The organism is Nocardioides sp. NPDC058538 (assembly GCF_042719275.1).
Taxonomy (GTDB): domain Bacteria; phylum Actinomycetota; class Actinomycetes; order Propionibacteriales; family Nocardioidaceae; genus Nocardioides.
Window position 1 is genome coordinate 15,947 of the sequence record NZ_JBHXNY010000017.1, and the last position, 14,639, is coordinate 30,585.

The following is a 14,639-nucleotide window of genomic DNA, read 5'->3' on the forward strand; positions in this document are numbered from 1 at the left end:
GGGGCAGCGGGCACCTGCAGCTACTCGAGCTCGTTCTCCAGATCGGCCTGCGCCTGGTCCAGCGCCTCCTTGGCCGGGACACCGTCCCCGAAGATCTGGTTGTACGTGCTGGTCGTGAACACCTCGTCGACCTTGGGAAGGTTCGGGTCCGCGAAGGACTCGAAGTGGCCGATGTCGCCCTTGACCTGGTTGAGCACGTCGAAGAGGTTGGTCCGGAAGTACTTGTTGTACTTGTTCTCCGGGTTGTGGGTGACCTCCTCGTCCTCCCACACCGACATGTTCACCGGGTCGAAGCCGAGCTCCTCCCAGACGGCGACGTTGGCCTCCGGCGACAGCTTCGCGAAGGCGAGCCACTCCATGGCGAACTCCTTGTCCGGGGAGCTGTCGATCACCGCGGTGCCGGTGCCGCCGCCACCGATCGTGGCGACCTCACCGCCCTCGATGACCGGCGCCGGCGCGATCGCGATGTCGCCGGCCAGGTCGGGCATGTAGTCGACGAACCGGGAGGTGTACCAGGCCGGGTAGACGACGGCCGCGTACTCGCCGTTGTTGATGGGGCCGTAGGCCTCCTCGATGTCCGGGCTGCCGCCCGGGATGGTCGAGATCGCGCCGGCTTTCTGCATCTCCTGCAGCAGCTCGATCGCCTCCACGACCTCCGGGCTGTTCACGGTGACGTTGCCGTCCTCGTCGAACAGGTTGCCGCCGACCTGCGCCATGACCAGCGGCTGCACGATGTTGGTGTCGGTGCTGGCGATGCCGAACGCCTTGCCGGTCGCCTTGTTGTACTTCGTGCCGGCCGCCTTGAAGTCGTCCCAGGTCTCGATGGTCTTGTAGTCGACCCCGGCCTTCTCCATCAACGGGACGTTGTAGAAGGCCACCTGGGCCCCCACGTGGGTCGGATATCCGAGCTGCTTCCCTTCCCGGTTGTACAGGTCCATCCGGGCCTGCACGATGTCGTCCTGGTACGGCTCGGCGGCCTCGGACAGCTCTGCCAGCGGCGTACGCCCGTCTTCGGAGACGAAGTTGGAGAACTTGTTCACCTCGATGTCCACGACGTCCGGGAGCCCCTTGCCGGAGTTGACCGCCAGCTGGAGCTTGTTGTGCATCTCGTCGTACGGGAAGACCGTGACGTCGAGCTTGATCTCCTTGTCGGGGTTCTTCTCGTTCCACTGCTCGGCCATCGCCTCGTAGTAGGTGCCGTGCAGCTCAGCGAACACCCACATGTCGATGCTGGTGCGGCCCTCGGCGTCAGGTCCGCCTTCGTCCTCGGAGCCGCCGCAGGCGCTCAGTGCGAGCGTCGCGGCGAGTCCTGCGGCGAGGAGGGAGGTGATTCTCCGCGTTGTCGTCATGGTTCTCTCCATCTGTGAGGTTGTGCAAGGGGTCACCCCTTGAGCGCCCCGGCCGTCATCCCAGCGACGAAGAACCGCTGGAACAGCAGGAACAGCACCAGGACGGGAAGGAGCGAGAACAAAGATCCGATGATGAGAAGCTCGTAGTTGTTCTCATGCGGGGTGAGCAGGGTGTTGAGCCCGATCGGGAGGGTGAACTTCGACTCCGACCGCAGCACCAGCAGCGGCCAGAGGAAGTTGTTCCAGATGATCATCCCGTTGAGGATGGCCATCGCCGCGAATGCCGGTTTCGCCACCGGCACCACGATCTTGAAGAAGATGCCGAACTCCGTGGCGCCGTCCATGCGGCCCGCCTCGAGCAGGTCCTTCGGGATGCCGAGGAAGTACTGCCGGAAGTAGAAGATCGTCACCGAAGCGGCCAGGAACGGCAGCACGATCACCGAGTAGGAGTCGGCCAGGCCGACGTCGTTCACCAGCACGTACAGCGGAAGCATCATGATCTCGAACGGCACGGCCATGAGCAGCAGCACGGCGATGAACAGCGCGGTCTTGCCCTTGAAGTCGTAGACCGCGAAGCCGTACGCCACGAACGAGCTGACCAACAGCGTCCCGGCCACCTGCACGACGGTGAGCAGGATCGAGTTGGCGAACCAGCGGAAGTACGGCCCGGAGTCGGTGAAGAGCATCACGTAGTTGTCCAGCGACAGCGACCCGAGGTCGATGTCGAAGGAGAGTCCCCGCCGGATGACGTCGTTGCCGTCCTGGAACGTCGCCACGAACATGATCAGCAGCGGAGCGAGCACGACAAGGGTCAGCACCAGCAGGAAGATCGTCATCAGGAGCGCGGTCTGGACCGAGCCGTGGAGCCAGTACGGCAGCTGGACCTTCGTACGCGGAGTCGGCTCGGCGCTCATCGCGCACTCTCCTTCTTGAAGGTTCCGCTGAGCGTGAGGAACGTCAGGTTGATGGTCATGATGACCACGAGCAGCACGACACCGACCGCCGAGGCGAAGCCGGGATCGTTCTGCTCGATCCCCCGCCGGTAGAGGTAGCCGACCACCGTGAGCCCCTGGTCGTTGGGCGAGGCGTTGCCGCGGTAGAGCATGAAGCTCTCCAGGAACATCGCCAGACCGCCGTACACGCTGATGGTGGTGACGTAGACGATGGTCGGCTTCAGGTTGGGCAGGGTGATGTGAAAGAACTGCTGCAGCTTGCTGGCCCCGTCGATGGTCGCGGCCTCGTAGTACTCCTCCGGGATGGCCTGCATGCCGGCGAGGAAGTAGAGGATGTTGACGCCGGTCCAGCGCCACATCGCCAGCGCCAGCAGGGCGATCAGCCCGCCGGTGTCGATGCGAAGCCACCGAACCGGGTCGAGGCCGAACACCCCGACGATCTGGTTCATCAGTCCGGTGCCGGTCTCGGCGAACATCAGCCGGAAGATGATCCCGGCGACGACAACAGAGGTCAGCGCCGGCACGAACATCGAGGCCTTGAAGACCGCCTTGACGCGCTCACTGCCGATCTTGGAGTTGATGAGCGCGGCCAGCACCAGGGGGATCGGGATCAGGAGCGCGATGGTCAGCACCATGTAGCGGGCACTGTTGAACATCGCCTTCCAGAAGAGCCGGTCCTCCCAGAGCCGCTGGTAGTTGTCCAGACCGATGAAGGCGGCCTGTCCGAACACCACCTCTTGAGTGCTCATGAGGAACGTCCGCGCGAGCGGGAGCAGCCAGAAGGCGAGCAGCGTGATGACGAACGGCGCGATGAAGAGGTAGGGCGCTGCCCTCTGCGAGTACAGCAGCCGCCGGAGAACGACCATCTGAAGGCTCCTCTTCGCTGAGGTATCCACCGGGTGGGCGAACCGCCGATTTACGACGATGCACGCCTCTCACCAGCGGGTTTACCACGTGGTAATCAGCGCATATCCTTGTCCTGCACTCAGACCCTGTCAAGACCCGAACGTGACATTCGCCACACGGAGTGGCCGGAAGGGCAGGCGGGGGCCGAGGCAAAATACCGATGTAGGCTGCCCCTGAACCGGGGGCACGAGGGAACACGAGGCGACGATGGCTGTGACGATGCGCGAAGTCGCGGCCGTTGCCCGTGTCTCGCCCAAGACCGTGTCCAACGTGGTGAACGACCATCCGAACGTGCACCCGGACACGCGTGCCCGCGTGCAGCAGGCGATCGCCGAGCTGGGCTACCGGCCGAACCATTCCGCACGCGGCCTGCGCTCCGGCCGCACCGGCGTCATCGGGCTGGCGGTGCCGGAGCTGAGGCAGGCCTACTTCGCTGAGCTGGCCGATGCCGTCATCGCGGCTGCGGCCAAGCGCGGACTGAGCGTCATCGTCGGACAGCTCGGAGGCGACCGCGAGCACGAGATCGAGCTCCTCACCCACGGGCTCCCCCAGACCGACGGCCTGCTCTTCAGCCCCGAGCGACTCGGCACCGAGGACCGCGACCTGTTGGCGTACGTCGATTTTCCGCTGGTCATGCTGGGCGAGTGGATCTTCGGCGGACCCACCGACCACGTGACGATGCACAACGTCAGTGCGGCCCGCGCAGCCGTCGAGCACCTGATCTCTCTGGGGCGACGGCGGATCGCCGTGATCGGCGCCCATCCGGACGACGAGACCCGGGTGATGGGGCCTTCGAACCTGAGGATCCAGGGCTACCGGGAAGCTCTGGCGGCCGCGGGTATCGAGCACGATCCCCGCCTCGAGCGCGTCGTCGCGCCCTGGCATCCGGAGGACGGCGCCGACGCGGCGCGGCAGCTGATCGAGTCAGGGCTGGAGTTCGACGCCATCTTCACCCTGACCGACTCGCTCGGGCTGGGTGCGCTCCGAGCTCTCGGCGAAGCGGGGCGCGTCGTGCCCGACGATGTGGCCGTGATCGGCTTCGACAACATCACCATCAGCCACCTGACCATTCCCTCGCTCTCCAGCATCGACCCCGGCCGGTCGGAGATCGCCGAGACGGCGGTCGGCATGCTCGTCGAACGCATCGAGTGGGGCGCAGGCTCATCGCGGCCCGCGCGGCTGCACAAGGCTGCCTTCGACGTCATCGTGCGGGAGTCGTCCGGCGGGACCGCCTCCGGAACACCGGCGACCTCTTCGCGGAGGTCCGGCGCGACGGCTCAGACACTCAGCGGTTGAGCCACCCGAAGGGCTCCTTCCCGACCTCCACCCGGTTGATGAGCCTTCCGACCTCAGCGACCTCGATCTCCACCGTGTCGCCGGGCTGAAGACTGAAGTCCATGTCGGGGACGATCCCGGTGCCCGTCGCCAGCACCGCACCGTCAGGGAAGTCGTTGGCGGCGAACAGGTAGTCGACGAGCTGCTGAATCGGACGTACGAGCTGGTTGGACGATGTCTTTGCCGCGACCACCTCGTGGTCGCTCCGGCGGACCACCAGGGTGATGGCAAGACCGGTGGCGTCGGGGACCTCCCATACGGGTCTGATGCCTGCCGCGAGCGCTGCTGCGCCGGCGTACACCTTGGCCTGGGGCAGGTAGAGCGGGTTCTCGCCCTCGATCGAGCGGGAGCTCATGTCGTTGCAGACCGAGTAGCCGATGATCTCGCCGTGGGCGTTGACCACGACGGCAAGCTCCGGCTCGGGTACGTCGTGGCCGGAGTCGGCCCGGATGCCGACCGGCTCGCCGTCGGTGACCAGGCGCCAGGCCGGCGCCTTCAGGAACAGCTCGGGCCGCTGCGCGGAGTAGACCTTGTCGTAGACCGACTGCTCGGCGCTCTCCTCCATCCGGGCGCTGCGCGAGCGGGCATAGGTGACGCCCGCACACCACAGCTCGGCCCTCCCGTCCAGCGGAGCGAGCAGGCGTGCGGACGAGACCGGGACCGGTGCCGCGGACGCGGACTCGACGGTCGCCCGGAGCTCGTCGCGCGGCATCGCGAGGAGATCCGCCATGGAATCGACACCGCTCACCGGGGTGATCGAGTCGTCCTTGAGTACGCCGACCTGCGGGCCGTTCCCGCTGTCGTATCGGACAAGGTGCATCGGCAGCTCCTCAATGGTTGTCGCGCGGGGTGCCCTTGGTCTGCGCCACGCGCTGATACTTCACCGCAGGCTCCAGGACCATGCCATCGGCGAGCTGGCCGACCATGGACCGCTGGATCTCCTGCCACGGGGTCTGCGACTCCGGCACCGGGAACTCCCCGAGCGCCTCGCGCCGCTCGGCCAGCTCCTCGTCCGAGACCAGCATGTCCGCCCTTCCCGCGGTGAGGTCGATCCGGACACGATCGCCCGTACGCAGCAGCGCCAGGCCTCCGCCGGCGGCGGCCTCGGGCGAGGCGTTGAGGATCGAGGGCGAGCCTGACGTACCGGACTGGCGACCGTCGCCCATGCACGGCAACGAGTGCACACCCCGCTCGATGAGTGCGGCAGGTGGCTGCATGTTCACGACCTCGGCCGAGCCGGGATAGCCGATCGGGCCGACACCCCGGATGAACAGGATGCACCCCTCGTCGATCTCGAGCGAGGGGTCGTCGATGCGGGCGTGGTAGTCCTCGGGCCCTTCGAACACGATCGCGCGGCCCTCGAACATGTTCGGGTGCTCGGGGTCGGAGAGGTAGCGTTCCCGGAACTCGTCCGAGATCACGCTGGTCTTCATGATCGCGCTGTCGAACAGGTTCCCCGTCATCACGATGAAGCCGGCCTGCTCCACGAGCGGGTTGTCGAAGCCGCGGATCACCTCGGCGTCCTCGCTCACCGTCTCGCGGCAGTTCTCGCCGATGGTCCGTCCGTTGACGGTGAGCGCATCCTCGTGGATCAGCCCGTGGGCCATCAGCTCGTGGACAACGGCAGGCACCCCGCCCGCGCGGTGGAACTCCTCGCCGAGGAACCTGCCGGCGGGCTGCATGTCGACCAGGAGCGGGATCCGGTGCCCGAGGCTCTCCCACTCCTCGATGCCGAGGTCGACCCCGATGTGGCGGGCGATCGCGTTGATGTGGACCGGAGCGTTGGTGGAGCCTCCGATCGCCGAGTTCACGACGATCGCGTTCTCGAACGCGTCCCTGGTCAGGACGTCGGAGGGTTTGAGGTCCTCGTGCACCATCTCGACGATGCGCCTGCCCGTCAGGTAGGCCACCCGACCGCGATCACGGTGCGGAGCCGGGATCGCCGCGGAGCCGGGCAGGCTCATCCCGAGGGTCTCGGCGAGGCTGTTCATCGTCGCTGCGGTACCCATGGTGTTGCAGTGGCCGGGCGAGGGCGCAGAGGATGCGATCAGCTCGGTGAACTCCGCCTCGTCGATCTCCCCCGCCGCGAGCATCTGGCGCGCCTTCCAGATGATCGTGCCCGAGCCGATGCGCTCCCCCTTGAGCCAGCCGTTGAGCATCGGCCCGCCCGAGAGCACGATCGCCGGGATGTTCACCGTGGCCGCCGCCATCACGCACGCCGGCGTGGTCTTGTCACACCCCGTCGTCAGCACCACCGCGTCGAGGGGATATCCGTAGAGGATCTCCACCAGACCGAGGTAGGCGAGGTTGCGGTCCAGCGCCGCCGTCGGCCGCTTCCCCATCTCATGGATCGGGTGCACCGGGAACTCGAACGCGATCCCGCCCATCTCCCGGATCCCGTCGCGTACGCGCTGCGCCAGCCCGAGGTGGTGCCGGTTGCAGGGCGACAGGTCCGAGCCGGTCTGCGCGATGCCGATCACCGGCTTGCCCGACTGGAGCTCCTCGCGCGTCACTCCCCAGTTCATGTAGCGCTCGATGTAGAGCGCCGTCATCGGGGGATTGGCCGGGTTGTCGAACCAGTCCCGGCTGCGCAGGCGAGGGGCGTTTACCACGTTGTAAACCCTAGCGCCGACACTCACGGCTCGCCCCGAAATCGCCCATGTCCCGACTCGGCGGGCCAGCGACCCGCCGGTACGACGTCGATCCGGCTAGACGATGACCTCGCGGACCAGCCACTCCAAGGTGGACTCGATCAGGATCGCGTCGGCGTCGGCCTGGGTGATCGGGCCACGTTTGCCGACGACGAGAGAATGGTCCGCCCCCGGGATCGGGGTGACCTCGATCCCCTCCGGGAACTCCTCGGGCTTGCCGAACCTGTCCCGGGTGCCCTGCAGCACCAGCGTCGGCACCCTGGACTCCAAGAGCTCGTAGGCGCGCGAGATGCCCGGTTTGGCGATCGGATGCAGCGGGAAGGCCAGGCAGAGCGCCCCGGCGGCGCCGAACCCCCGCGCCGTACGGACCGCCGAGCGGGCCCCGGCGGAGCGGCCTCCGACCACCAGCGGTGTGCGCACCCGCATCCAGTTGGCGGCCAGGGTCAGCGCCGTGTCGAGGGACTTGGGCGGCGTGGCCACCGGCTTCCCCTTGACCCGCCAGGGCTGCTCGAAGCGGACCACGGTGATGCCCTGGGCCGGCAGCGCGTCGTTGAGCGCCATCAGGTCGTGGGTGTCGATGCCGTTGCCGGCACCGTGGGAGAGCAGCAGGGTCGCCTGTGGTCGCCGCGCCCGGCGGGTGTAGAGCCGCCCCTGTCCGTAGGGCGTGTCGATCATCTGCGTCGTGGTTCCACCCATGTCATCCCCAGGCTTCCTCGATCGGCAGCGGCTCGACGAGCTCGCGGCCGTTGTTGCGTACGTTGCTCACCAGCGTCGAGACCGGGTAGGCCTCCAGCCGGCCGGGCGCCGCCGGGGTCAGCAGATCCAGGTCGCCCGGACGGGTCGGGTCGAGCCACTGGTCCCAACGCTCACGTTCCACCATGAGCGGCATCCGGTCGTGGATCCGCCCGAGGGAGTCCTCCGCCTCGGTGGTGATCACCGTGCAGCTCCACAGCCACCGGCCGGGGTCGTCCTCGGCCTTGGCAGGGTCGGGCCACAGCTCGTAGAGCCCGGCCATCGCCAGCACTCCCCCGTCCTTCGGAGTGATGAAGTACGGCTGCTTGCGGGCCCGTCCCTTTCCACTCAGCACCTTCGCGTCCTTGGCCTCGGTGGCGTACCACTCGAAGTAGCCGTCGGCCGGCAGCAGACAGCGGCGCTTGGCGAAGGCCCGGCGGTAGGCGGGCTTCTCGCCCACGGTCTCCATCCGGGCGTTGATCATCCGGTTGCCGATCTTGACGTCCTTGGCCCACGACGGGACCAGGCCCCAACGTACGGAACGGAGCTGGCGCTCGCTGGACACATCACCGTCCTCGCGCGGCGGACGCTCGAGGACGGCATAGACATCGTCGGTCGGGGCTACGTTGTAGCTCTCGGTGAGCGGCTCCTGCAGGCGCAGCTCATCGATCTCGAACTCCTCGGCCAGCTCGTCGGGTTGGCGGCTGGATGCGTAACGACCGCACATACGTTCACCATAGCGCCGCGCGGCAGTGGTGTTCGGAGGTATTCCTAGGCTCCGCGGGCGAGCTCGTCGAGCAGGATGCCCGCAGACCGGTCGTTCTCAGGGAGTCCCTCGATCCAGATCCGGTCGGCGCTGTGCTCGACCATCCGCTTGAGGAGCCCGAGCCGTTTGACCAGCGTCTCGTCACGCGGGGCGACCACGACCATCCGACTGTGGCCGACCTGTCCGACGGCGGCCGCGGTCGCGAAGACGGTGCGAGCGGTCTGGCCCAGCAGCGACATCCGGCGGGCGGTGGCGATGCTGTCGGTCCTCCCACCGGGGGCGCCCGGGAGGTGGGCGTCGGTGACGACCAGCGCGTGGCTGCGCGCCGTGGCCTCACGGTAGAGGTCCGAGATGCGTTCGCGCAGGTGCGCGAGGGTGGCGAGACCGGTGAGCGGGTCGGCGCAGGAGATGGTGTGCAGGTAGCCCAGCGTCGCCTCGCTCCAGGCGACGGACAGCGCGTGCATCTCGGTGAACGCCGGGTCGCGGTCCTCCAAGGCCTGAGTCGTCATCCGAAGGTCCTCGAGGCTCTCCCCGAGGGACACGCCTGACTCGGCGAGGTCATGGCCGGCGACCCAACAGGCCTCGGCGACGTAGCTGCTGCGCTCGACGAGCGCCTCCGCGACAGCCTCGAACCGCGGCGGGAGCGCCGCGCGCTGCTCGTCGGAGAGCTCTATGAGTTCAGGCGAGGTGGATGCAGGCGCACGCCGACCTCGGGAGAACAGCCGCACAACTCACCTCTTTCCTCGTGTTTCCTGGCGTTGGTGTCGTTCCTTGTCCGAAGCTGCTGGGTCACGGATACAGTGGTGCGCGCGTAAACCGATCGCGCTGCACATGGACTTGACGTACTAAATCGGCAACCATGACGCGGTGGCGACCCACATTTTCTGGGTTTTCGCGAAAGTTGTTGTCAGATCCGGGGAGGGGGCGTGACGTGCGGGCTTCCGTAGTCGTTAGCACAACGCATGTCTCCCGTCGGCGCAACCCGCGTCATACCTCCGTCCTTCTAACGTCTCTGGTGCTGTGAGCGAATCGACCCCCACCTCTCTACCCACCCTCGACGCCCCTGGCGACGCCGAGCTGATCACCGCTGTCCGCGGCGGGGACCTGGATGCGTACGGGACTCTGTTCGAGCGCCATGTCGAGGCCGCCCGCCGCCTCGCCCGCCAACTGGTGTCGCCCGGCGACGCCGACGACCTCGTCTCCGAGGCGTTCGCCAAGGTGCTCAACGTGCTGCAGCGGGGCGGCGGCCCGGACCTGGCGTTCCGCGCCTACCTGCTGACGTCGCTGCGCCGGCTCCACGTGGACAAGATCCGTGCCGCCTCGAAGCTGACCACGACCGACGACCTGACCCCGTTCGACCCGGGCGTGCCGTTCGAGGACACCGCGGTGTCGGGCTTCGACAACCAGGCCGCGGCGAAGGCGTTCCAGCAGCTTCCGGAGCGCTGGCAGCAGGTGCTGTGGCACACCGAGGTCGAGGGCCAGAAGCCGGCCGAGATCGCGCCGATGCTCGGCATGTCTGCCAACTCGGTCTCCGCGCTCGCCTACCGGGCTCGCGAGGGCCTCAAGCAGGCGTTCATCTCGATGCACGCGCAGGACGCCGGCGAGGAGGCCTGCGCCACCACGCGCGCCAACCTGGGTGCCTACATCCGCAATGGCTTGTCCAAGCGTGACTCGACGAAGGTCGACGACCACCTGCAGGACTGCCGTCCGTGCACCGCGATCTACCTCGAGCTCACCGAGGTCAACTCCGGGATGGGCGCTTGGCTCGCTCCGGCCCTGCTCGGCGCCGCGGGCGCGGGCTACCTCGCCGTCGGAAGTGGCGTCGCCGCCAAGGGTGGCGTGGTGCTCTTCTTCGGGCGAGTCAGGGACTGGGTCCTTGGCGATCCCGTGGGACGTACGGTCGGTGCGGGTGCCGGTGTCGCGGCCGCTGCGGCCGTGGCCGCCGGGCTCGTACTCACCGGCGGTGACCCGGCTCCGGAGGTCCCGGCCGCCGACGAGCCTGCCGCCGAGGCACCGGCCGACCCTGCTCCGGCTCCGGCCGATCCGGTCGCACCTCCGGCCGACAACCCTGCGGCACCGCCCGCAGCGGCACCGCCTCCCGCCGACCAGCCGGCCGACCCGCCCGCTGACACGGCTCCCGCCCAGACGCAGCGGGCGCCGGTCATCACCACGCCACTCTCCCCGGTGAGTGGGCAGCCCGGCGGCAAGACCGTCATCGACCTGACCCAGGGAGCGACCGACGCCAACGGCGATCCGCTCTCGGTCAAGGAGGCCACCGTCGCCTCCCCCGCCCACGGCACCGTCTCCATCGGCGGCGCGTCGACCTCCGGCGGTAAGGGCGGCAGCGTCAGTGGCGCGATCTTCGGCGGTCTGCGGATGGCCGGCGAGCCCGTCACCACGGTCACCTACCAGGCCGACCTCGGCTGGCGGGGAACCGACACCATCGAGTACGTCCTCACCGACGGCAACGGCGGCGAGGTCGCCGGCACCGTCGACGTGACCACGCCCAACGCCGACCCGAAGGCCGCCGACGACGCCGCCACGGCGACAGTCACCGTTGACGACGGCAACAACGGCGTGGGCAACGGCGGTGAGGAGCGTTCGGCCAAGACCACCATCGACGTGCTCGCCAACGACACCGACGACAACGACGACGACGTGCTCCGGCTCGTCACGATCACCGAGAAGCCCACTCACGGCGAAGCCGTCATCGAGGACGACAAGGTCGTCTACACGATGGCGCCCGACTACACCGGGACCAGCGACACCTTCAGCTATCAGATCTCGGATGGCCACGGCGGCACGGACGTCGGCACGGTGGAGGTGACCTTCGAGGAGGCTCCGCCGGTGCACGACGCCGAAATCGCCCTGGATCACCTGCCCTACGACGGGTACGAGCACATCGAGGTCACGGCGGAAGGCATCCCCGAAGGGGACTACACCGCGACATTCAGATACAAGGCGACCGGCGTCGCGCAGCCGTATCCGGAGTCCTCGAACCCACAATCGATGTGGGCATGCTCGCAGCTTGCCGTTCCGCCTGTGCCGCAAGGCGGCGTCGTCGAGGGCGAGTGCACCCTGTCCAGCACGAACAACGGCCAGGACGTACTCCATTTCGACTTCATTGCCGACGGTGAGTGGACGTTCGAGGCGAGCCTCACCGCTGTGGGCTACACCGACCCCGAGCCCGGGAACGACGGCGTCAGCGCCGCGGGCACCGGATCCCCTGAGCCGTCGCCTACCCCGACGCCGGACGTACCGCAGGTGCCCACGCCGCCCACCACCCCTGATGTTCCGCAGGTGCCCACGCCGCCCACGACTCCTGATGTTCCGCAGGTGCCGACGCCGTCCTCGGACCTTCCCAGCGTCCCGGGCAGTCCCAGCGGCAGCCCCTCGCTGCCCGAGGATCCTGAAGTGCCCAGCGCCAGCCCGAGCGCGACGCCCGAGGTCGAGCGCGGCGCCGCAACGGGCGGTCTGACCTGGAAGGGTTTCCTGAAGGCGCTCGGGATCGAGTGATTTCATCCCCGGTGACCGACGGCCGCCTCTGCTGGCGGAACCTCTAAAGTTGGACCTGTGACTACCACGACCGACCGTGCCGCTGACCCTGCCAACGGGCCGGCCGACCCTTGGCCGGCGCCCCGTGCGCACGGTCCGGTGACGGCGACCGTGTCGCTGCCCGGAAGCAAGTCGCTCACCAACCGGGCGCTGGTTCTCGCCTCGATCGCGGACGGGCCCAGCGTCGTACGTCGTGCGCTTCGGTCCCGCGACACGCTGCTGATGGCGGCAGCGCTGACGTCGTTGGGGTCGCAGGTGGACACTTCGGGCGACGACTGGGTCGTGACGCCCGACACATTCGGCGCCGATGCCGAGGTCGACTGCGGGCTGGCGGGGACGGTGATGCGGTTCGTACCTCCGGTGGCGGCGCTCTCCACCGGCACGGTCGCCTTCGACGGCGACCCGCACATGCGCAAGCGGCCGGTCGGCGAGGTGCTGCGTGCGCTCCGTGATCTCGGCGTGGACATCGAGGGTGACGGGCTGCCGTTCACGATCCAGGGGCAGGGCGTCGTGCCCGGCGGGACCGTGGTGGTCGACGCCTCCGCCTCGAGCCAGTTCATCAGCGCGCTGCTGCTCGCGGGCGCGCGCTACGAGCAGGGAGTGGACGTACGCCACGACGGCAAGCCCGTACCGTCGCTCCCCCACATCGACATGACGGTCGCGATGCTGCGCGAGCACGGCGTAGCGGTCGACGACTCTGACGCCAACCGGTGGACGGTCGCACCAGGACCGATCAAGGCGCTGGACCGCACCATCGAGCCGGACCTGTCCAACGCGGCGCCGTTCCTGGCGCTGGCCGCGATCTCGGGTGGGACCGTCACCGTGCGCGACTGGCCGCAGGCCACCGACCAGCCGGGCGACCAGCTGCGCGAGGTGCTCTCGCTGATGGGCTGCGAGGTGCGGATCACCGACGACGGACTGACCGTGACTGGACCGGAGCAGCTCATCGGGATCGACCTGGACATGCACGACATCGGCGAGCTCACCCCGGCTGTCGCCGCGCTGTGCGCGCTCGCCTCGACGCCCTCGCACCTGACCGGCATCGGCCACATCCGCGGCCACGAGACCGACCGCCTCGCCGCGCTCGCGCGCGAGCTGGGTGCGCTCGGCGCCGACGTCACCGAGCATCCCGACGGGCTGACCATCCGCCCTGCACAGCTGCACGGTGGGGTCTTCCACACCTACGCCGACCACCGGATGGCCCACGCCGGCGTGATCATCGGGGCTGCCGTCGAGGACGTCCTGGTCGAGAACATCACCACCACCAGCAAGACCTTCACCGACTTCGCGCCCTTCTGGGCTCGGCTGTTCTGAGCACCTGATGGCGAAGGCACAGCGGCGCTACGGGACCGAGGACGTCGAGCACTACGACCGTCCCCGGCGCCGCACCCGGCCGCGTACGAAGGACCGGCCCAGCTATGACGAGGCCGACCTCGGCCGGGTGATCACGGTCGACCGCGGCCGGTTCACGCTGGTCATGGACGAGGCGCCCGAGGTCGAGGTGTGGGCGGTCAAGGCCCGCCCGCTGGGCCGCAAGGGTGTCGTCGTGGGCGACCGGGTGAAGGTCGTCGGCGACACCTCGGGCGCAGAGGGGGCGCTGGCGCGGATCGTCGAGCTCGAGCCCCGGGAGACGGTGCTGCGGCGTACGGCCGATGACGACGACCCCGTCGAGCGGGTCGTGGTCGCCAACGCCGACCAGCTGGTGATCGTCACCGCGATCGCCGACCCCGAGCCACGCACCGGGTTCATCGACCGCGCGCTGGTGGCTGCCCTGGAGGCCGGCATCGACCCGCTGCTGTGCATCACCAAGGCCGACCTCGCCGACCCGGAGTCGCTGGTCTCGATCTACCGGTCGCTGGGGGTGCCGTGGGTGGTGACCCAGCGCGGCGGCGACATGAGCGCGCTGCAGGAGAGGCTCGACGGACGTACGTCGGTCCTCCTCGGCCACAGCGGGGTGGGCAAGTCGACGCTGGTCAACGCGATCGTTCCTGACGCCGGCCGCGAGGTCGGGCACGTCAACGCGGTCACCGGCCGGGGGCGGCACACCTCCACGTCGGCGTTGATGCTGCGGCTCCCGGGCTCTGCCGACAGCGGGGGCTGGATCATCGACACCCCGGGGATCCGTACGTTCGGGCTGGCTCACGTCGAGCCGGAACGGCTCATCGTCTCCTTCCCCGATCTGCAGGAGGCGACGGCCGAGTGCCCGCGCGGCTGCTCGCACGCCGCCGATGCGCCGGAGTGCGGGTTGGACACCGCGATCGAGGACGGCAGGCTCGATCCGGAACGGGTCGCCTCGTTCCGTCGCCTGCTCGAGGCGCGGTCGGTGCCGACGTACGCCCTCTGAGGGGCCGAGCCCTCGATGCCCCGGCCGGTGTTTTCGTGGGGAACCGGT

The 14,639-nt window shown here is 68.5% G+C and carries 12 protein-coding genes; 4 read left to right on the top strand and 8 right to left on the bottom strand.

Going from position 1 to position 14,639, the window contains the following annotated elements:
* Positions 1 to 20: 20 nt before the first annotated feature.
* The 3 genes from ACFWQC_RS16250 to ACFWQC_RS16260 are packed head-to-tail and all read right to left on the bottom strand — an operon-like array spanning position 21 to position 3,168.
* Positions 21 to 1,349, bottom strand: a complete 1,329-nt coding sequence (locus ACFWQC_RS16250) for an ABC transporter substrate-binding protein (protein WP_378679811.1) — start codon at positions 1,347 to 1,349, stop codon at positions 21 to 23.
* A gap of 32 nt (positions 1,350 to 1,381) precedes the next feature.
* On the bottom strand, positions 1,382 to 2,263 hold the full coding sequence (locus ACFWQC_RS16255) for a carbohydrate ABC transporter permease (protein WP_378679814.1): 882 nt from the start codon (positions 2,261 to 2,263) through the stop codon (positions 1,382 to 1,384).
* The gene (locus tag ACFWQC_RS16260) at positions 2,260 to 3,168 is read right to left on the bottom strand and encodes a carbohydrate ABC transporter permease (RefSeq protein ID WP_378679817.1); all 909 of its coding nucleotides are present in this window, start codon (positions 3,166 to 3,168) and stop codon (positions 2,260 to 2,262) included. Before ACFWQC_RS16260 ends, ACFWQC_RS16255 begins: the two co-directional genes overlap by 4 nt.
* A 247-nt stretch (positions 3,169 to 3,415) precedes the next feature.
* Between ACFWQC_RS16260 and ACFWQC_RS16265 the strand changes: the two genes are divergently transcribed.
* Complete coding sequence (locus ACFWQC_RS16265) at positions 3,416 to 4,504, top strand: LacI family DNA-binding transcriptional regulator (RefSeq protein WP_378679820.1); 1,089 nt, start codon at positions 3,416 to 3,418, stop codon at positions 4,502 to 4,504.
* Here ACFWQC_RS16265 and ACFWQC_RS16270 read toward each other — a convergent pair.
* The 5 genes from ACFWQC_RS16270 to ACFWQC_RS16290 all read right to left on the bottom strand — a co-directional run bounded on the left by ACFWQC_RS16270 (position 4,494) and on the right by ACFWQC_RS16290 (position 9,420).
* The gene (locus ACFWQC_RS16270) at positions 4,494 to 5,363 is read right to left on the bottom strand and encodes a fumarylacetoacetate hydrolase family protein (protein ID WP_378679823.1); all 870 of its coding nucleotides are present in this window, start codon (positions 5,361 to 5,363) and stop codon (positions 4,494 to 4,496) included. The genes ACFWQC_RS16265 and ACFWQC_RS16270 overlap by 11 nt on opposite strands.
* Before the next feature lie 10 nt (positions 5,364 to 5,373).
* Entirely contained in the window at positions 5,374 to 7,155 is a 1,782-nt protein-coding gene (locus ACFWQC_RS16275; RefSeq protein ID WP_378679826.1) for an IlvD/Edd family dehydratase, read from the bottom strand.
* Between the two features lie 96 nt (positions 7,156 to 7,251).
* On the bottom strand, positions 7,252 to 7,890 hold the full coding sequence (locus ACFWQC_RS16280; protein WP_378679829.1) for an alpha/beta family hydrolase: 639 nt from the start codon (positions 7,888 to 7,890) through the stop codon (positions 7,252 to 7,254).
* 1 nt (position 7,891) lies between these two features.
* Positions 7,892 to 8,653, bottom strand: a complete 762-nt coding sequence (locus tag ACFWQC_RS16285; protein WP_378679832.1) for an SOS response-associated peptidase — start codon at positions 8,651 to 8,653, stop codon at positions 7,892 to 7,894.
* Positions 8,654 to 8,697: 44 nt separating this feature from the next.
* Positions 8,698 to 9,420: a hypothetical protein gene (locus ACFWQC_RS16290; RefSeq protein WP_378679835.1), complete on the bottom strand. Its 723-nt coding sequence runs from the start codon at positions 9,418 to 9,420 to the stop codon at positions 8,698 to 8,700.
* 292 nt (positions 9,421 to 9,712) lie between these two features.
* On the opposite strand from ACFWQC_RS16290, the gene ACFWQC_RS16295 reads away from it, so the two are divergent.
* The 3 genes from ACFWQC_RS16295 to rsgA are packed head-to-tail and all read left to right on the top strand — an operon-like array spanning position 9,713 to position 14,591.
* Complete coding sequence (locus ACFWQC_RS16295) at positions 9,713 to 12,208, top strand: sigma-70 family RNA polymerase sigma factor (protein ID WP_378679838.1); 2,496 nt, start codon at positions 9,713 to 9,715, stop codon at positions 12,206 to 12,208.
* A gap of 57 nt (positions 12,209 to 12,265) precedes the next feature.
* Complete coding sequence (gene aroA / locus ACFWQC_RS16300) at positions 12,266 to 13,561, top strand: 3-phosphoshikimate 1-carboxyvinyltransferase (RefSeq protein WP_378679841.1); 1,296 nt, start codon at positions 12,266 to 12,268, stop codon at positions 13,559 to 13,561.
* Between the two features lie 7 nt (positions 13,562 to 13,568).
* Positions 13,569 to 14,591: a ribosome small subunit-dependent GTPase A gene (gene rsgA / locus ACFWQC_RS16305; RefSeq protein WP_378679844.1), complete on the top strand. Its 1,023-nt coding sequence runs from the start codon at positions 13,569 to 13,571 to the stop codon at positions 14,589 to 14,591.
* Positions 14,592 to 14,639 lie beyond the last annotated feature (48 nt).

What these genes read in the sequence shown, in the direction of transcription:
- rsgA (WP_378679844.1), top strand. Translation starts at nt 13,569, where the DNA reads ATGGCGAAGGCACAGCGGCGCTACGGGACCGAGGACGTCGAGCACTAC.
- ACFWQC_RS16280 (WP_378679829.1), bottom strand. Translation starts at nt 7,890, where the DNA reads ATGGGTGGAACCACGACGCAGATGATCGACACGCCCTACGGACAGGGG.
- ACFWQC_RS16285 (WP_378679832.1), bottom strand. Translation starts at nt 8,653, where the DNA reads ATGTGCGGTCGTTACGCATCCAGCCGCCAACCCGACGAGCTGGCCGAG.
- ACFWQC_RS16270 (WP_378679823.1), bottom strand. Translation starts at nt 5,363, where the DNA reads ATGCACCTTGTCCGATACGACAGCGGGAACGGCCCGCAGGTCGGCGTA.
- ACFWQC_RS16260 (WP_378679817.1), bottom strand. Translation starts at nt 3,168, where the DNA reads ATGGTCGTTCTCCGGCGGCTGCTGTACTCGCAGAGGGCAGCGCCCTAC.
- ACFWQC_RS16250 (WP_378679811.1), bottom strand. Translation starts at nt 1,349, where the DNA reads ATGACGACAACGCGGAGAATCACCTCCCTCCTCGCCGCAGGACTCGCC.
- ACFWQC_RS16265 (WP_378679820.1), top strand. Translation starts at nt 3,416, where the DNA reads ATGGCTGTGACGATGCGCGAAGTCGCGGCCGTTGCCCGTGTCTCGCCC.
- ACFWQC_RS16255 (WP_378679814.1), bottom strand. Translation starts at nt 2,263, where the DNA reads ATGAGCGCCGAGCCGACTCCGCGTACGAAGGTCCAGCTGCCGTACTGG.